The sequence below is a fragment of the Tateyamaria sp. genome (genome assembly GCF_039940735.1).
Classification (GTDB): domain Bacteria; phylum Pseudomonadota; class Alphaproteobacteria; order Rhodobacterales; family Rhodobacteraceae; genus Tateyamaria.
This window is the reverse complement of record NZ_JBDVGB010000030.1, coordinates 1-16571: the sequence shown is the minus strand read 5'-3', so window position 1 is coordinate 16571 and position 16571 is coordinate 1. Positions and strand designations below refer to the sequence as shown.

General features: G+C 56.8%; 17 protein-coding genes and 1 tRNA gene. 11 read left to right on the top strand and 7 right to left on the bottom strand.

Annotated elements, in window-relative coordinates:
* The first annotated feature begins 44 nt into the window (after window positions 1-44).
* A complete protein-coding gene (locus tag ABJF76_RS05460; protein ID WP_413821138.1) occupies window positions 45-230 on the top strand; it encodes a DUF6324 family protein in 186 nt (61 codons plus the stop codon).
* A 96-nt stretch (window positions 231-326) separates the two neighbouring features.
* Here ABJF76_RS05460 and ABJF76_RS05455 read toward each other — a convergent pair whose 3' ends face one another.
* Together ABJF76_RS05455 and ABJF76_RS05450 are read right to left on the bottom strand one after the other, a co-directional pair.
* Window positions 327-1055 carry an outer membrane protein gene (locus ABJF76_RS05455; RefSeq protein WP_413821137.1) on the bottom strand — a complete coding sequence of 243 codons (729 nt, stop codon included), beginning with the start codon at window positions 1053-1055 and terminating at the stop codon, window positions 327-329.
* A 117-nt stretch (window positions 1056-1172) separates the two neighbouring features.
* On the bottom strand, window positions 1173-1643 hold the full coding sequence (locus tag ABJF76_RS05450) for an MmcB family DNA repair protein (protein ID WP_413821136.1): 471 nt from the start codon (window positions 1641-1643) through the stop codon (window positions 1173-1175).
* A gap of 108 nt (window positions 1644-1751) precedes the next feature.
* Between ABJF76_RS05450 and ABJF76_RS05445 the strand changes: the two genes are divergently transcribed.
* From ABJF76_RS05445 to ABJF76_RS05435, 3 genes are all read left to right on the top strand, one after another.
* Window positions 1752-3038 (top strand): hypothetical protein, encoded by a 1287-nt coding sequence (locus ABJF76_RS05445; RefSeq protein ID WP_413821135.1) that lies wholly within the window; start codon window positions 1752-1754, stop codon window positions 3036-3038.
* Window positions 3035-3799: a hypothetical protein gene (locus tag ABJF76_RS05440; RefSeq protein ID WP_413821134.1), complete on the top strand. Its 765-nt coding sequence runs from the start codon at window positions 3035-3037 to the stop codon at window positions 3797-3799. The genes ABJF76_RS05445 and ABJF76_RS05440 overlap by 4 nt, the downstream gene beginning before the upstream one ends.
* A 392-nt stretch (window positions 3800-4191) precedes the next feature.
* Window positions 4192-5103 (top strand): pirin family protein, encoded by a 912-nt coding sequence (locus tag ABJF76_RS05435; RefSeq protein ID WP_413821133.1) that lies wholly within the window; start codon window positions 4192-4194, stop codon window positions 5101-5103.
* Between the two features lie 204 nt (window positions 5104-5307).
* Here the strand turns inward: ABJF76_RS05435 and ABJF76_RS05430 are convergent.
* Window positions 5308-6440 (bottom strand): IS3 family transposase gene (locus ABJF76_RS05430; RefSeq protein WP_413822536.1). Its coding sequence is split into 2 segments (ribosomal slippage): window positions 5308-6158 and window positions 6158-6440, totalling 1134 coding nucleotides; the frame shifts between segments, so codons are not numbered across the junction.
* A gap of 211 nt (window positions 6441-6651) precedes the next feature.
* Between ABJF76_RS05430 and ABJF76_RS05425 the strand changes: the two genes are divergently transcribed.
* Window positions 6652-7065: a DM13 domain-containing protein gene (locus ABJF76_RS05425; RefSeq protein WP_413821131.1), complete on the top strand. Its 414-nt coding sequence runs from the start codon at window positions 6652-6654 to the stop codon at window positions 7063-7065.
* A gap of 208 nt (window positions 7066-7273) precedes the next feature.
* Window positions 7274-7546, top strand: coding sequence for a hypothetical protein (locus ABJF76_RS05420; protein ID WP_413821130.1), 273 nt, complete (start codon window positions 7274-7276; stop codon window positions 7544-7546).
* 168 nt (window positions 7547-7714) lie between these two features.
* Here ABJF76_RS05420 and ABJF76_RS05415 read toward each other — a convergent pair whose 3' ends face one another.
* Window positions 7715-8320 carry a TetR/AcrR family transcriptional regulator gene (locus tag ABJF76_RS05415; protein WP_413821129.1) on the bottom strand — a complete coding sequence of 202 codons (606 nt, stop codon included), beginning with the start codon at window positions 8318-8320 and terminating at the stop codon, window positions 7715-7717.
* A 111-nt stretch (window positions 8321-8431) separates the two neighbouring features.
* Between ABJF76_RS05415 and ABJF76_RS05410 the strand changes: the two genes are divergently transcribed.
* The 5 genes from ABJF76_RS05410 (at window position 8432) to ABJF76_RS05390 (ending at window position 13209) form a co-directional block, all read left to right on the top strand.
* Complete coding sequence (locus ABJF76_RS05410) at window positions 8432-8716, top strand: hypothetical protein (protein WP_413821128.1); 285 nt, start codon at window positions 8432-8434, stop codon at window positions 8714-8716.
* Window positions 8717-8915: 199 nt separating this feature from the next.
* On the top strand, window positions 8916-10202 hold the full coding sequence (locus tag ABJF76_RS05405) for a homoserine dehydrogenase (RefSeq protein ID WP_413821127.1): 1287 nt from the start codon (window positions 8916-8918) through the stop codon (window positions 10200-10202).
* Between the two features lie 25 nt (window positions 10203-10227).
* Window positions 10228-11196, top strand: coding sequence for a class II fructose-bisphosphatase (gene glpX, locus ABJF76_RS05400; protein ID WP_413821126.1), 969 nt, complete (start codon window positions 10228-10230; stop codon window positions 11194-11196).
* Window positions 11197-11304: 108 nt separating this feature from the next.
* Window positions 11305-13044, top strand: a complete 1740-nt coding sequence (gene recJ, locus ABJF76_RS05395) for a single-stranded-DNA-specific exonuclease RecJ (RefSeq protein ID WP_413821125.1) — start codon at window positions 11305-11307, stop codon at window positions 13042-13044.
* 90 nt (window positions 13045-13134) lie between these two features.
* Window positions 13135-13209: transfer RNA gene (locus ABJF76_RS05390), tRNA-Glu, on the top strand.
* A gap of 470 nt (window positions 13210-13679) precedes the next feature.
* Here the strand turns inward: ABJF76_RS05390 and ABJF76_RS05385 are convergent.
* The 3 genes from ABJF76_RS05385 to ABJF76_RS05375 form a co-directional block, all read right to left on the bottom strand.
* A complete protein-coding gene (locus tag ABJF76_RS05385) occupies window positions 13680-14699 on the bottom strand; it encodes a diguanylate cyclase (RefSeq protein WP_413821124.1) in 1020 nt (339 codons plus the stop codon).
* Window positions 14696-15283 (bottom strand): heme NO-binding domain-containing protein, encoded by a 588-nt coding sequence (locus tag ABJF76_RS05380; protein WP_413821123.1) that lies wholly within the window; start codon window positions 15281-15283, stop codon window positions 14696-14698. Before ABJF76_RS05380 ends, ABJF76_RS05385 begins: the two co-directional genes overlap by 4 nt.
* Before the next feature lie 101 nt (window positions 15284-15384).
* Window positions 15385-16571: trimethylamine methyltransferase family protein (locus ABJF76_RS05375; RefSeq protein ID WP_413822535.1), on the bottom strand; the 1187-nt coding region annotated here is incomplete at its 5' end.

The window sequence follows — 16571 nt, the reverse complement described above, 5'->3', positions numbered from 1 at the left end:
CACGCAAGGGCTAGCAGATTGCAACGTCAAACCAAGAGGCGACCATGGGTATCAACAACGAACGCGACATCGAAGCCAACATGCAAATCGGTCCGACCGATCAAGGCATGGTGCGCATTTACATCGAATCAAAAGGCGTTGAAATTCCAATGGATTTCGAACCCGAAGAAGCCGAAGAAATCGCCGAGGAAATCCTTGCCGCGGCCCGTGCGGCAGTTGCCGTTAAATAACAATTCAGGCCACCCGGTTTTCCGGATGGCCTGCAAGGCGCATCAGCCCTGCGCAATTGAGGGGGCGTCACAGGGCCGAAACACGCCCGTTGCCCCTTAGAACGCGATCCGTGCGCCGAAGTTAATCGACACAGCACTAAAATCACCGCTCACCACACCGGTGGACGCGCCCGTCGGGTCAAACCTGTTGCTTTCGATATCGTAAAATTCGCGGTAACGCGCATCAGCTGTCAATGTCAGTTTGTCCGACACTTCATAAGCAGCACCTGCAATCAATTGCAGACCAAAGGCCGTGTCGCTTTCGCTGACTTGCACGCCGGGGCCGTAAATCAGATCTTGGGAAAACCGCCCAACGCCCACACCTGCCCCAACAAACGGGGTCAGCGCGCCGCCCGTCTCGAAATCGGCATAGATGTTGGCAAATAGCGTCGTGGCTTCGATCCCGCCGCCGACATTGATTTCTGTCGGAGTGTTATTACCAGAAAATCGGATCTCATCCGCATCCGACTCGCCATAGCTCAGCTCAATTTCGCCGCGCACACCAATTTTGTCGCTGCTTAGTTTGGAAAACTTGCGCCCGACGCCGAAACCCAGCTGAAAATCGTCGTCGTAATCCGTGTCTACGCTATTAGACGCACCAGCGAGGTTGCCGTCGCCGTCCTGCTGGCCGTTAAACGTGAAGCCGCCAAAGCCGAAACCGTAAAGCCCCGTGTCCTGCGCCTGTGCATCGGGGGCGGCAAAAACGCCCAATGTGACGGACAAAGCAATCGTCGCGGCGCGTGCGATGGTGGTCGATGAAATCTTGTGGTCAGTGGTTTGTGCCATTTCAATGGTCCCTTTGGTCTGAGTTGACACAAAGGTAAAACGCCACCCCGCCCGCTTATGCATTCACGAACATTCACGGACGCGTGTGCAGGAAGAAATATTGCTGTTTGTCGCGATTTAAAACGTCGATCTGCCGCCGGGATCACGCAAGCCTTGCAACCGGCGCGCAGCATGGGTGGCAAAGGTATGCACCATGGCTTTGCGCCGCGCCGGGGCCAGTCGGGTTTCGGGACCTGTGCGGATGATCTCGGCGTCATAGGCGTCGGCAATGATCAGGCCGGTATCGTCGGGCAGCAGTTCAACAGGAAAGTCGCTGTCCACCGCCCAAAAGAACCGATCGCACCATTCTAGATAACCTTGCCATTTGGAATCGCTCATAAAATCGGCGCGGCTTGATTTGCATTCCACCACCCAGATTTCACCCTTTCGGCCCAGCGCCATCACGTCAACGCGCAAGCCGCGCGTTGGCACAAGTTCTTCGACAGTGACCCAACCAAGGCTGGCCAAATGGCGCGACACACCCCGCGCCAAGCCCTGTCCGGGCGTCATCGCGGTTGGGTCTTGGGCCGTATCAAGGTTCTGGTTCATGGCGCCACCATAAGAACAAAACCTGAACTTGCGCAAGGCCGTACGGCTTCCCCTTGGCGTGGAGGCCACATACGCTTAGTTTATCGCTCAACCAACCGAGGGACAGACATGAGCAACAACACCCGACTAAGCGAGTCGCAGGCCCGTGGTGTGCGCTATGCGCGCGAACTTGAGGGGCATCTTGGGTGGCTTGATACGTTCTCGGGCACTGCCCTTGGGGTGCTGGCAACCGCATCGGGGATTTACACCTATCTTGGGGTGTCGTCCCTGTTGGATGAAAACGGTGCGATGTCGGTGTTTGCGGCGATTGCATATTCCGTGGCGGTTTCGGTCGGTATCTTTGTGTTCTGGTCCTATATGATGCGGCTGTTCCCTGCCGTGCGTTCGACACGCGCGCGCATCGGGTTAACACTGGCCATGGGACTTGGGTCGCTCGCTATTGTAGCGATGTCGTCATGGCTGAATGCCGCCGCTTTGGCCGGATCAGCCGCCGTCGAACAACATCTCGCCAAAACAGTGCAGGACTATCAAGTCAGTCTTGAACGCGCCCACGAAGTCGCCCTAACGGGGCAATCGCTGGAACGCGATGTGGCCCGCGTGCGCCAAAGCTTTGAGGACCTGAGCGAACAAGAAGCCGCTGGCTCTCTGTCTGGCCTTGCGGGGCGCGGTGCAGTGTTCCGCGTGTTGCGTCAAAAGGCGGCGGAACTTTCGGGCCTTGAGGGGCAAATCAGCGCGCAAACCCCACTGGTCGAGGCGTCCTTTATCGAAGGCAACGCGATCTTATCGCACATGCGCGCACTGACCGTCGAACCCGGCCCCGTCGAGGCCCGCAGCGTCGAATTTTCGGAACAAGCCGTGCGGTTGGCTGGGTTGATCACGCAGTTGCGTCAGCTTTCTGTGGCCCCTTTGGTGGAACGCGCGGCCCAAGATCTTGCGGCCTCGGTTATTCTGCCCGAACTTGATGGCGGCAGCGCCGAAAGCCGCAATGACCAAGCCGCGACGATTTCTTCGGTGCTGGAAGTTTTGGCCCAACGCGCCACCACGCTGGAACGCGCCGCCCAAGACGTGCAAGCGCTGCAACCGGCTGATGATGTAACGTATACGCCGATTTCTTCGGCGGATGCCGTCATTCTGTATGCACGCAATTTTGTGCCCTCGTGGGCTGGTGCAATTGCTATCGATCTATTGCCTGCCGTGCTGGTGTTCATTGTCGCAATCACCCAAAATGCCATTCGTGGCGGGCGCGAAGGGGCGGCCATCGAAGACACCCTAACACTGGCCGAATTGCGCGCCGCCATGGCCGCGATGCGCGACGTTGAAGTGACCTTGAATGAACGCGACGTGCCCCTTGATCCCGGCCCGCCCATTCCCGCACCCCGGCAAGCCGCCGAATGAGCGATCAAACCGAAGCCCCAGCAAAACCGCGCAGCTCTGTTGGCCGCGTCCTGATGGGCATTTTGATCTTTCAATTGGGCCTTGGTGGTTTGCTAGTCGTCGGCGATATGCAAGGCCTGCGCTTGCCCAGCTTTGGCCCCAACGTGCCGCGCCTGACCGAGCCAGTGCGCCCCGGCGATCAACGCCGCACCTTTCGCCCGGATCGCGACCGCCCCACAGTGCAGCCCGCGCGCGACCCCGGTGAATTGCCGGACCGGCTGGTGCTGTCACGCGACAGCGACGCTGTTTATCGACTTGAGGGTGGTATCCGCGCTGGTGACGCCGAACGCCTGATTGATCTGATAGAGGCGGCCGACCCGACGCCCGAAACCCTGATCGTGCAATCACAGGGCGGGTCTGTCAGCGACGCGCTTGCGCTTGGCCGTCATATCCGCGCGGAAGGCATCAAAACTCAAATGCTGTCAGGCGAATACTGCTATTCCGCCTGCCCCTACCTGCTGGCCGCAGGCATATCCCGCGATATTCACGACGACGCGTCCGTCGGCGTACACCAACACTATTTTGGCGAAAATACGTTCTTGCCCGCAGGCTTTGCAGTCGAAGACATCCAGCGTGGCCAAGCCGAGGTGATGACGTACCTCAATGACATGGGAATCGACCCGTTGGTGATGCAACATGCGCTGTCTACGCCGCCGAACGAAATCTATGTGCTGCTGCCAGAAGAGCTTGAGGCTTACAACTTTTCCCCCTCAGACCAATAGGTCGGTAGGTGAACCGGGCTTCAATTTCTGAATCTTGACTGCGGGTGAATGTGATACAGTTGGGTTTCGCACTTTTGTGGCGTTAAATGGTATTGCCGCGCCCCGCCCCACACCCTATCTGATAGTCGACGGGTTTCTGCCCTTCTCGTAATAGGTTGCATTCCGGTGGCCTTAAGCAATTCCGAGGGCGCTGGCTCTGTCCGGATCTTGGTCCGGTTACCTGGCACCCACCTGTACATACAGGTCCTCGGGAATGAGAGAACCAAACGGCTGTGGTGGTTCCCGTCACTTTCCACATTCTTGCACATGGCCCCTGCGGGCACAGACATTGCCGTAGCGGGCAAATCCCATAAAGTACCGCGATCACGACGTCGTCCGCGAAAGGCCAATACATGTCGATCCGACCCACGCTGGAAACCCGCAAAGCCACCCCCACCATGGAAGGCGCTGGCGTCCACCTGCACCGCGCCTTTGGCTTTGCCGACCCAAGCGAGCTGGATCCTTTCCTACTGTTTGACGACTTTCGCAACGATGTGCCGGCGCATTTCGAAAAGGGGTTTCCCTGGCACCCCCATCGCGGGATCGAAACGATCACTTACGTACTGGAAGGCACCGTCGAACATGGCGACAGCCTTGGCAACGTCGGCACGTTGGGTGCGGGCGATGTGCAGTGGATGACGGCAGGTTCGGGTATTTTGCACCAAGAAATGCCGCACGGAAATACACGCGGCCAAATGCATGGCTTTCAGCTTTGGGGCAACTTGCCGTCAGATCAGAAAATGACTGCCCCGCGTTACCAAGACGTGACGGCCAAGGACATTCCCGTTGTGCAGGACGATGACGGCACAATTGTCAAAGTCATCACAGGCAGCTTTTGGGGCGTAACCGGCCCGGTCGACGGCATTGCCGCCGATCCGCAATACCTTGACATCACGGTGCCCGCTGGCGTGCGCAAAACCTTTCGGATCGACACCTATCGGCGTGCATTTGCATATGTTTTCCAAGGGGCTGGCGCCTTTGCGGACGCCTCGTCGCCAACCGGTGTTCTACTTGAGAAAGAAATGATGGGCGAAGAACTTAACATCCGAGACCTATCCGGCGACCGCACCCTGATCCGGTTCGGCACCGGGGATGAAGTCACGGTTCAGGCAGGCCCTGACGGCATCCGCTTTCTGCTAATCTCGGGTGCGCCGATTGATGAACCTGTCGCGTGGCATGGCCCCATCGTGATGAACACTCAAGACGAGCTGATGCAAGCCATGCGTGACCTGCGCAATGGCACGTTTATTAAGGCAGCACACTAAAGGTCGATGAGGCGAGCGCAAGAACCGGCTGTCTAGAACAGGCGCCTTCGCGCTTCTCGCGATCCGGCCGCACAGTCAAAGCTAGTCTTGACTGGCTACTGCTCGCTTTCCAAGCCGCCTAACTAAATTTCCGTGCCAGTGATGAGAGGTGGTCCTAGATTTTCGACCAGTTTGCAGCCCGGTTAAGATGGATCAGGGTTTGATTTAGGCTGCTAACCTCATCGGTCCTATTTTGCTGGCATAGGCTTCATCCGGGGTCAATATGCCGTGTGTTGAGTGGGGGCGTTCTTCATTGTAATAGGCCAGCCACTTGCTGATCCCAGCCCGCATTTCTGAACCCGTCTCGAAGGCATTCAGATAGACACATTCGTACTTAAGTGACCGCCAGAGCCGTTCGATCATCCTGTTGTCGCGCCAGGCACCTTTCCCGTCCATGCTGATCTTGATCTTGGCCTCGGTCAGGACGTCGATCCATGCGCCACTGGTGAACTGACTGCCTTGATCGCTGTTGAAGATTTCCGGCGTGCCGTGCTTGGCCAGCGCCTCTTTCAGAGCCTCAACGCAGAAGTCTGCGTCCATGCTGTTGGACAGCCGCCACGCCAAAACCTTGCGGCTGTACCAATCCATGATCGCCACAAGATACAGGAAACCGCGCCGCATAGGGATATACGTGATATCTGCGCACCAGACCTGATTTGGACGGTCGATCACCACGTTCCTGAGCAGATACAGCCAGATTTTGTGCTGTGAATGCTTCTTGCTTGTGTTGGGTTCCTGGTAGATTGACACTAACCGCATAAGGCGCATCAACCGGCGGACACGATGACGGCCGCATTTATGGCCTTGCCGCTTCATGAAGCGTGCCATTTGACGTGACCCATACCACGGCGTTTCCAAGAACTGCTTGTCGATTATCTCCATGAAGCGCAGGTTCTCAGCGCTTTCGCCGACCCGCTGATAGTAAAGACGTGACCGCGACAGCTGCAACAGTTCGCACTGTTTACGAAGGCTTAACTTGTGATCTCGGCTCACCATTTTTTGCCTCGCGTCCCGAGAAGTTGATGCGAGGCTTCCGCTAAAAAATCCCGTTCCACCACCAACTGGCCAATCTTCGAATGCAGCTTGTCGACATCGGCGGCGCTTACCTGTTCTGGAGCCGAACCACGGCGCGTAAATGCCGTCGCCATGTTCTCTATCGCTGCCCGCTTCCAAGTCCCAATCTGCGTCGGATGGACACCGTACTTCTTCGACAGTTCCGCAAGCGTCATCTCCTCGCGGATCGCTTCAAGCGCGACCTTGGCCTTAAACTCTGGCGAATGGTTCTTTCGTTTCTTCATTTCGGATCGTCACTTTCATCATCCGATCCACCTTAAACTCTGGCCCGAATTTCCGCGACCACCTCTAGCGGCGAATGGGCGACCGGATCGCGACGTATGAAACTATTCTCGCGAAGCTGTGTTTCGTCATTTATTGACCGATCAGTCCACCAATCGTAACATGCCACATCAGAAATGATGTCACACAGTTTTACTGATCAAAGGATGCACTATGACACTTACTCGCCGCCAATTCACAGGCCTCGGTATCGCGACTGCCGCGGCTGCCACTCTGGGCGTCGTTCCTGCGTTTGCAGGAGGCGAAAAGCGCACAGGTCAACTGTCCGGGCGCAAAGGCTATAAAGTATCCGGTACTGTCGCCGTTAAAAAAGACGGAGGCACCACCAAGGTCGTTCTTCAAGACGACTACCTGTTCGATCCCTCGAAAAACCCGCCAGACATCAAGATTGCATTCGGCGACGGCGAGACCTACGCAAAAGGATCGCACATTCACAACAAACTGACCGTCAAAAAAGGCGCAGCCAGCTTTGAAGTGCCTGCCGGCATCGACACCGACAAGTACAGCGAACTTTATATCTATTGTGAGCAATTCACGGTAATTCTAGCTGTAGCATCGCTGAAGTAAGCGTCAAATAACTTACAAATCTCTGAAAACCGCCGGTCTCGGCGGTTTTCTTGTTTGTGTGAACACGTTAATTCTCGGCCCTATGTACAAGCAAGATTCATTCTTTGATCTCACCCCTTGGGGACAAGTGGGCCTTGTCGCGATCAGCACGACCTTATGCCTTCTGCTCTTGCTTGTTGCTTGGGCAATCCTAAGGTCCCACGGCCCCGTGATCCGTATCGGCGGCGCGCTTGTGCTGTTTTGGTTATTCGTCTGGCTGTCACCCCAAATCTATTACATGTACTACTGGACGATCATCCCCGATCTGCCAGTACAATGGGTTATCTGGCCTCCGCCGGGACTGGGTAAACCGTTTAACATGCTCATTTTCAATTACCGTCCAAACCTGTCAGCGCACAGCCAAGGTATTTTAGGTTGGTGCACGCTTGCCGCTCCGATTGCGCATGAGCTTTGGAACAGAGTAAAACGTACCAATCGGTGACGATGTCATCGAAAATCGATCTCTCGACCTTTCTGAAGGCGGGCACCTTGATCGCAAATATCCACAGTGCCACAGCAATTCCGTCAGTCCGGTAAAGTGGGTACCGAGCTGGTTTACATTGCGTCATTCACCGATAACCCTTTGCACCGACCCAGACGTCTTTGGACGTCAGACTGAAGCCCTCCCATCCGACGCCCCGACCAAACGCGCCACCATCTGCCAATACTGATCCTGCACGGCTTTCAAACTCAATCGACCATCAGGGCGGAACCATGTCGTCACCCCCGTCAACATCGCAATCACCGCCAGTGTCGCAAGTCGACTATCCCCGATGGTAAAGTCACCCTCCGCCGCTCCAGCTTGCAAGATATCTTCCAGAACGGTCTCATAGCGGCGGCGCAGCGCTTCGATCGCAGTAAAGTTCTCAGGCTCCAGATTACGCAACTCCATATAGGCGATGAACACCGCATCCGGACGCGCATGATGAAACGCGATGTGAAAGCGCACGAACCCCTCAAGCCGGGCAGTCGCGGGCAGTTTGGCGTTCGAGGGAACGGCTTCCAGCAATTCCTCCATATGGGTGCGCATCAAATCAAATAGCAAAGTCTGCTTGTCCGGCGTATAATTATAAAGCGCCCCTGCCTGCACGCCGACCTCGGTCGCGATTTGGCGCATAGACACCGCCGCAAAGCCCGTGCTGGCAAACAGCCGCAACGCTGCCTCGCGTACCCGCGGGCCTGTAATGTCAGAATGAGAACCCGCTGTGCGCGCCATGGGGGAAATTTAACTGAACAATTGTTCAAAACCAACCCATGCTTGCGCGCGCGCACCACTTGGTGCATCACCGTTACAGATTTTGTTCGCACCAAGGACGCCCCAAGGCCCATGCGCGCCACAACCCTTGTTCTTTGCCTGACCCTTATGGGCTGCACCACCTTTCCCGCGCTTGACGGCGCGATTTCTCCGGAATTGGAAAATGCTGATTTTCCGACCCTTGTGCCGGTAGAATCCCTGTTGGCCCGCAGCGCCCCGGTGGTTGCTGATCCGGTCCAAGCCACACAGGCCTTGGAATCCAGCGTGTCTGGGCTGCGTGCCCGCGCGAATGCGTTACAACGCCGTTCCATTATCGACGCAGGCACAAAGGCGCGGCTGCTTGCAGCTATGAAGTGAACGCATAGCGCTGCGCAATTGCACCCCTGCACCGAACCCGTTACATCGCGCATGAATAGCGCGCGACGATGCGCAAGCATGACAAGCCCGCGGTTACGCGTAAGCAACACAAGCGCGCGGAAACGCGCAAGCACACAAGCGCGCGGAAACGCGCGACATTATAGGCGCACCAAGCGCGAGACGGAAAAAGGACATCACCATGAATGCACCCCTGCGCCTTGGTATCGCTGGATTGGGAACCGTCGGCATCGGCGTGGTCAAGATCATCCGCCAACACGCCGCAATGCTGTCTGCGCGCACGGGCCGCGACGTCTCGATCAGTGCGATCAGCGCAAGATCGCGTGACAAAGACCGCGGCGTATCGCTTTCGGGCTACGCTTGGGAAGACGACCCCGTTACCCTTGCCACGCGTGATGATGTAGACGTCTATGTCGAATTGATGGGCGGCACCGATGGGCCGGCCAAAGCATCCGTCGAGGCCGCGATCAAAGCCGGCAAAGACGTGGTCACCGCCAATAAGGCCATGCTAGCCATCCACGGCCAATCACTGGCCGAAGCGGCTGAAGCCGCCGGTGTATCCCTGCGCTATGAGGCCGCGGTGGCCGGCGGCATCCCTGTCGTTAAGGCGCTGACCGAAGGGCTTGCTGGCAACGAAATCAACCGCATCGTCGGCGTCATGAACGGGTCGTGCAACTACATCCTGACACGGATGGAAAGTGCCGGGCTGACCTATGCAGAAGTCTTCGCTGAGGCCGACGCGCTTGGCTATCTCGAAGCTGATCCGCAGCTTGATGTTGGCGGCATTGACGCGGCGCATAAGTTGGCGCTGTTGTCGGCTATCGCCTTTGGCACGCAACCCGACTTTGACGGCATCGCGCTGGAAGGCATCGAACGTGTCAGCATCGACGACATCCGGCACGCCGATGACATGGGCTATAAAATCAAACTGTTAGGTGTTGCGCAACGCACCGGGCGTGGCCTTGAACAACGCATGATGCCCTGCCTTGTGCCTGGCACTTCGCCGATGGCGCAGCTGCAAGGCGGCACCAATATGGTCGTGATCGAAGGCGACGCGGTCGAACAAATTGCCCTGCGTGGCCCCGGTGCTGGCGAAGGTCCGACCGCCTCAGCCGTTATGGGCGATGTCTGCGATATCGCGCGCGGACTGCGTTTGCCTGTCTTTGGCCAGCCCGCCACCTCTTTGGAAAAGGCCGCGCGCGCCGCAGCCACCCTGCCCGCGCCTTACTATTTGCGCATGGCGCTGGCCGACAAACCCGGCGCATTGGCCAAGATCGCCACCGTTTTGGGCGACGCTGGGGTCAGCATCGACCGGATGCGCCAATACGAGCACGAGGACGCCTCTGCCCCTGTGTTGATCGTCACACATAAGACCACCCGCGCCGACCTTGATGCAGCGATCAAGTCGATGTCGGACACGGGCGTTTTATTGTCTGATCCTGTCGTATTGCGCATCGAAACTGTCTAAGCCACTTCGCGCCAAGGAATTTCTCATGACTTCTTCCTCAATCTTCCAAGACCGCATGTTGTCACTGGGCCTTGCTCGGGTGTCTGAAGCGGCCGCACTTGCGTCGGCCCGTCTTGTGGGGCACGGCGATGAAAAGGCCGCCGATCAGGCCGCCGTCAATGCGATGCGTGAACAGCTGAACTTGCTTGATATCGCAGGCGTCGTAGTGATCGGCGAAGGCGAACGTGACGAAGCCCCGATGCTGTTCATCGGCGAAGAAGTCGGCACCGGAAACGGCCCCGGCGTCGACATCGCACTTGACCCCCTCGAAGGCACCACCCTGACAGCCAAGGACATGCCCAACGCCCTGACCGTCATCGCAATGGGGCCGCGCGGTTCAATGTTGCACGCGCCTGACGTCTATATGGACAAGCTGGCCATTGGTCCGGGCTTTGCGCCAGACACAGTCACGTTGGACATGGACCCGGCGGAACGCGTTGCAGCGCTTGCAGCAGCCAAGGGCTGCGACACCTCTGACATCACAGTTTGCATCCTTGAACGCCCACGCCACGAAGCGATGATTGCCGCCGTGCGCGAAACCGGTGCGGCGATCCGCCTGATTACCGACGGCGATGTTGCCGGCGTCATGCATTGCGCTGACCCTTCCGCGGGAATCGACATGTATATGGGCGAAGGTGGTGCGCCCGAGGGCGTATTGGCTGCAGCCGCGCTCAAGTGTATGGGTGGACAAATCTACGGTCGGCTATTGTTCCGCAATGACGATGAAAAAGGCCGCGCCGCGAAGGCAGGAATCACCGACTTGGGCCGCATTTACACCCGCGATGATATGGTGACACAGGATGTGATCTTTGCCGCGACGGGCGTCACTTCAGGTTCACTTTTGGCTGCGGTCCAGCGCGAACCCGGCTGGTTAAGCTGCGAAACCCTACTGATGCGGTCTAAAACCGGGTCAGTACGGCGCATCAACTATCGCACGCCTGTCGATACGGTCTGATGCCAACCACAATGCGCATTGGCGATCTTTTGCCCTGTTTGACCTGACGCGCATTGCTTTTGATGGCCTCGGCGGGGATAACTTTTGTCAGAACAAGGGGCGGATCCGGTGTCATTTTTGAACGTAAGCCAGTCAGTGACAGGGCGCAGATGGGTCGGCCCTGCCACTGAAATTGCGCGCGCGGCTGATGCGATGGTACAGCAGACCGAATTGCCCAGCGCGGTTTGCCAAATCCTCGCGCGTATGGGCGTTGCGACGGAAGAGGCAGATGCCTACCTTGCGCCCACCTTGCGCGATTTGATGCCCGACCCGCGATCTTTGCGCGATATGGAAAACGCTGCGATGCGAGTGCTGGCAGCGGTTGAAAATCGCGAACGCATCGCGATTTTTGCAGATTACGACGTAGATGGAGGCAGTTCGGCGGCTCTTTTGCTAACCTGGTTGCGTGATTTGGGGCGTCAGGCCACACTGTATGTGCCCGACCGCATCGACGAGGGCTATGGCCCCAATGATGCCGCCATGGCGGACCTTGCGGCGCGTCACGATCTGATCATATGCGTGGACTGCGGCACGCTTTCGCACGGGCCCATTGCTGCGGCCAACGCCGCGGATGTGGTTGTTCTGGATCACCACTTGGGCGGGGAAACGCTGCCCGATGCGCACAGCGTCGTGAACCCCAACCGCCAAGACGAAGACGGCGCGCTGGCCCATTTGTGCGCGGCCGCCGTGGTGTTCTTGCTGCTGGTCGAGGCCGGTCGGCAAATGCGCGAAACCGGCGCAAAGGGTCCTGACTTGATGGCCCTGCTGGATCTTGTGGGGCTTGCCACTGTGGCTGATGTCGCGCCCCTTACGGGCGTCAATCGCGCTTTTGTACGCCAAGGGCTGACGGTGATGGCACGGCGTGATCGTGCCGGACTTGTGGCGCTTGCGGATGTTGCCGGCATGGACACAGCCCCAACGCCCTATCACCTTGGCTACCTGCTGGGGCCGCGTATCAATGCGGGCGGGCGTATTGGGCAAGCGGATCTTGGTGCGCGGTTGCTTAGCACTGCCGATCCACACGAGGCCGCTGCCTTGGCCGAACGGCTGAACACTTTGAACGCGGACCGGCGCGACATCGAAGCAAGCGTTCGCGCGGCAGCGTTAACCCAAGCCGAAGAGCGCGGCACGCAAGGCGCACTGGCTTGGGCGGCCGGCCCCGACTGGCACCCTGGTGTGGTCGGGATTGTCGCCGCACGCCTCAAGGAAGCCACGAATCGTCCTTCGGTCGTGATCGGGGTCGAAAACGGGATTGGCAAAGGTTCGGGGCGGTCCGTTTCGGGTATCGACTTGGGCGCGCCGATCCAACGATTGACCGCAGAGGGATTGCTGGAAAAGGGCGGCGGTCACAAGATGGCGGCCGGTTTAACCGTCACAGAGGACAAAATCGAAGCCGCCATGGCCCGCCTGAGCGAACTTTTGGCCAAACAAGGCGCTGATGCTCTTGGCCCTGCCGATCTGCGGCTGGATGGGTCGTTAATGCCTGCGGCAGCGACCATCGATCTGTTGGCCCAAATCGATGCGGCCGGCCCGTTCGGGGCTGGTGCCCCTGCTCCGCGTTATGCCTTTGCTGGAATGCGCATCTTTTATGCCAAACGGGTTGGTGAAACGCATCTTAAAATCACTTTTGGTGAAGCGGGCGGTGCACGTATGGATGCAATTGCCTTCGGCGCATTTGATGGCCCGATGGGACAGGTGCTGCTTGATCACGGCGGCGCATCTTTCCACCTTGCCGGGCGGTTAGACCTGAACACATTTCGCGGACGCCAAAGCGTTCAGCTGCGTCTTGAGGACGCTGCACCCGCCTGATTTTCACACAAGTCGATATTCTAATAAAAAGGTGCAATTTTGGGCTTGCGCCGCATACTGCGATTGCCTAAACGAACGCTCACAGTTCGTGTCCCGTTCGTCTATCGGTTAGGACGTCAGGTTTTCAACCTGAAAAGAGGGGTTCGATTCCCCTACGGGATGCCAACTGTTTATGGCATTCAATAGAAACATGAACTTGGCGTTATTCTCCCTTTGGACGTGATGCGACGTTTCTGCCCCAGCAGATAGTGTTCCAAAATCCCAATGCCCTCCCTTTTTGGCGCGGCCGCTATAGATCGAGGTCAAATACCGATCGCCTGATCGTCTTGCTCGGTTCCCCATTTGTCGAAGACAATGTCACATGTTGCGCGTTCGGCCGGTCCAGTTTTGCGGCGGGATCGTTTTTTAGACTGAACGAGGTATCCCACGCTGTTTTCGCTCACTCCTGCTACAGAACACCAAAAAGCAACCAACGTATGCGGAGACATTTCATGTCAAAGCAATGCATCAACTTTTAAAAGTTAGGCCGAACCAAGGTGCGCCGCGCCACAACTTCCAAATCGCAAACATCAAGTTCACCCAGTTTGGCGTGCCCACGCGCATCAGAAATTACTCCAACAAGCAGATGCCCGTCTTTAACGTCCCAACGGTGCTGTCAGGTTCTTTGCCTCCATTCGCAAAGAAGGGTCATAAAGGGTCAATGTCGCACGGCCACGATGTTTGGACGCATATAGGGCAACATCGGCATCATTCATGATCTCGGCGATGGAGGCTTCCGAAGTCGGTTCATAGAAAGCCACGCCAATACTCGCAGATATATTACACATATCACCTTGGAACGGGATCGGCCGGGACAGGCTGTCAATGATGCGCTGGCCAACGCATTCCATCGTTGCAGACCCTTTGGCGTAAGGAAGTATGATCACAAATTCATCCCCCCCCACCCGGGCAACCGTATCGTTTTCGCGCGTTTCTTCGACCATCACACGCGCCACCGTCTGCAACACATGATCTCCCGCAGCATGACCCAAATTATCATTTACCGCCTTGAACCAATCCAAATCTACCTGCATCAACCCAAACCGCGTACCCCATTCAACATGGCGGGCAAGTACATGATCCATCGCACGGCGATTTTTCAACCCTGTAAGAGTGTCGGTAAAGGCCTGTTCCTCAGCCGCAATCATCGCGCCCTGCAAGCGCAAGTTTAACTTGCGCGAGGCGTCCATGGCAGCCGACTTCGCCTCGACCAAATAGAGCATTTCGACGGTCAGATCAGTGGCCGCAAAATCCGCGCTGGTCAAAGCGTAATCCGAAACCGCGTCCACCACTGAAATCCCAAAAGAAAGGTTGAGGATGCTCATCCCCGGCAATGGGGCAGGCACAAGCACGCCCTTGATTTCGGTCTTGGCGATACCGCGCAATTGTAGGTGCAATTTCACACCAGCCGTATCGCGCAAGTTTTGCATCGTTTTGATCGTGCGCGGCCGCTTGAGATCAAACACTTCCAAAAACCGCTGCCCCACAAGCAATGTATCCGGGCGCAGCTTTTGAAGAGTTGGCCCGGCGTGCACGACATGACCAGTGTCTGACAAAAGCAGATGCATGGGGCATAAAACGTCAAGCGCTTTGGTAAGTCCGGAAATTTCGATCATGACGCGCGCGCGCCAAGTTCGAAAGAACGGCCCTCTGCAAACTCAGTTTCAATCAATGTAATTGAAATGGTTTCAACACCTTTCCCCGAACCGGCATGTTCCAGCACAGCCAACGCACCATAATCATCTGCCATGGCACGCAAAACACCCATCACAACATGCCCGTAACCAACCAACGGGCTTTCACAAATCAGGCTGAAATGACCCGGTCCGTGTTCGCGCAATTCGATCCTGGGCAACGTCAGGTCAGACACGGCCAAGCGCGCACGGTCGGGCAAGTCATCCAAAGAATGCAAGAATTCGACAAATGTCACGCCCCCAAACCGCAACAATCGTCGCAGTCGTTCGACATTTGGATGCGAGACAAGATACGTCCCGATATCTTCCATGACGTCATCACGCGGACGGTTCAAAACATAACTTACAGAGTCCAACAAATTCGGCGTCAGATCGTCATCATAAACCAACATCGATTCAAATTCGACAAACCGCAGATTGGCAACGCGCGCGACCTCAACCCAATTGTCGGCCCCGTAGCTATCGCTCACAAAGCACTGTATCGCTCGATTTATCAGACCATGCATGACGGCTTTATCCCAAATCCTCTCCGTTGCTTTTGGACGGAAAGGGTTAAAGAATCCGCTAATAAATAAAACTCGATCTTTTTTACGGATGTTAAAACGGCCTAAAAATCCGTCGGTGCCCCACCTTCGGATTTCCGACGGGCCACAAAATCTGCAAGCTCTTCGCGGATCGCTTCGTCGATCGCGGGGGCCTCGAAGTTGGCGATTATGTTTTTGAACATCGTGTGGGCGCGATCCGGGGTCCATACGGATCCGGCTGCTTCCCAACCTTCATAGTTTTTCCAATCACTTAGGAAAGGTTGATAGAACGCAGTTGCGTAACGATCCTGCGTGTGCTGGATGCCAAAGAAATGCCCCTCGTTCCCGACTGATTTAATCGCATCAAGTGCGATATCATCTGTCCCAGTCGCGCTTAAACCGGGATCTAGATACCTTTGAATTTGTTGTAAAACCTCGCAATCCATAATGAATTTCTCAGGTGACGCGATAAGCCCGCCCTCTAACCAACCCGCCGCGTGATAGACCATGTTCGTGCCCGATTGCACCGCCGCCCAAAGGCTGTTTGAGGTCTCCCACATCGCCTGTCCGTCCGGCACATTGGCGGCACACACGCCAGATGACCGCAAGGGCAGCCCGTAAAATCGCGCCATCTGGCCCGTCATTTGTGTCGCGCGCATATATTCTGGTGTGCCAAATGCAGGCGCACCCGATTTCATATCCACGTTCGACGTAAACGTGCCAATCGCACAGGCACAGCCCGGATTGACGTATTGAAACAACGCAATAGCACAAAGCGCTTCGGCAATAGATTGCGCCACAGCCCCCGCCATCGTCACCGGCGCCATGGCCCCGGCCAGCGTGAACGGCGTCACGACAACCGCCTGCCCACGACGCACCATACGCAAGCAACCGTCAATCATCGGGTGATCGTGTTTCAGCGGCGAAGTGGAATTAATGTTCGTGTATATGCGCGGCGTCGCTTCGAATTCTTCATTACTTAAGCCGCCTGCGATGCGCACCATTTCCATCACGTCTTCGACGCGTTCTTTGCCAAGGCTATAGGCGTGCATCGCCTTATCTGTCAGCGTCAGCTTGTCATAGACGACATCCAAGTGCCGCACCGAAGCGTGGATATCGACAGGTTCGACCGGATAGCCGCCCGCAAAATGGATGCAGTTGAAATATTGCGTCAATTTCAGAAGGTTGGCGCACATCTCGCGATTGCCGGGCACCTTTGTGCCAAGTTCCATGTCCCAATAGTTCGGAGGCGAAGACACATTCCCAAAGT

What these genes read in the sequence shown, in the direction of transcription:
- ABJF76_RS05435 (WP_413821133.1), top strand. Translation starts at nt 4,192, where the DNA reads ATGTCGATCCGACCCACGCTGGAAACCCGCAAAGCCACCCCCACCATG.
- ABJF76_RS05450 (WP_413821136.1), bottom strand. Translation starts at nt 1,643, where the DNA reads ATGAACCAGAACCTTGATACGGCCCAAGACCCAACCGCGATGACGCCC.
- ABJF76_RS05460 (WP_413821138.1), top strand. Translation starts at nt 45, where the DNA reads ATGGGTATCAACAACGAACGCGACATCGAAGCCAACATGCAAATCGGT.
- ABJF76_RS05380 (WP_413821123.1), bottom strand. Translation starts at nt 15,283, where the DNA reads ATGCATGGTCTGATAAATCGAGCGATACAGTGCTTTGTGAGCGATAGC.
- ABJF76_RS05445 (WP_413821135.1), top strand. Translation starts at nt 1,752, where the DNA reads ATGAGCAACAACACCCGACTAAGCGAGTCGCAGGCCCGTGGTGTGCGC.
- ABJF76_RS05455 (WP_413821137.1), bottom strand. Translation starts at nt 1,055, where the DNA reads ATGGCACAAACCACTGACCACAAGATTTCATCGACCACCATCGCACGC.
- ABJF76_RS05385 (WP_413821124.1), bottom strand. Translation starts at nt 14,699, where the DNA reads ATGATCGAAATTTCCGGACTTACCAAAGCGCTTGACGTTTTATGCCCC.
- ABJF76_RS05415 (WP_413821129.1), bottom strand. Translation starts at nt 8,320, where the DNA reads ATGGCGCGCACAGCGGGTTCTCATTCTGACATTACAGGCCCGCGGGTA.
- glpX (WP_413821126.1), top strand. Translation starts at nt 10,228, where the DNA reads ATGACTTCTTCCTCAATCTTCCAAGACCGCATGTTGTCACTGGGCCTT.
- ABJF76_RS05425 (WP_413821131.1), top strand. Translation starts at nt 6,652, where the DNA reads ATGACACTTACTCGCCGCCAATTCACAGGCCTCGGTATCGCGACTGCC.
- ABJF76_RS05410 (WP_413821128.1), top strand. Translation starts at nt 8,432, where the DNA reads ATGCGCGCCACAACCCTTGTTCTTTGCCTGACCCTTATGGGCTGCACC.
- ABJF76_RS05405 (WP_413821127.1), top strand. Translation starts at nt 8,916, where the DNA reads ATGAATGCACCCCTGCGCCTTGGTATCGCTGGATTGGGAACCGTCGGC.
- ABJF76_RS05440 (WP_413821134.1), top strand. Translation starts at nt 3,035, where the DNA reads ATGAGCGATCAAACCGAAGCCCCAGCAAAACCGCGCAGCTCTGTTGGC.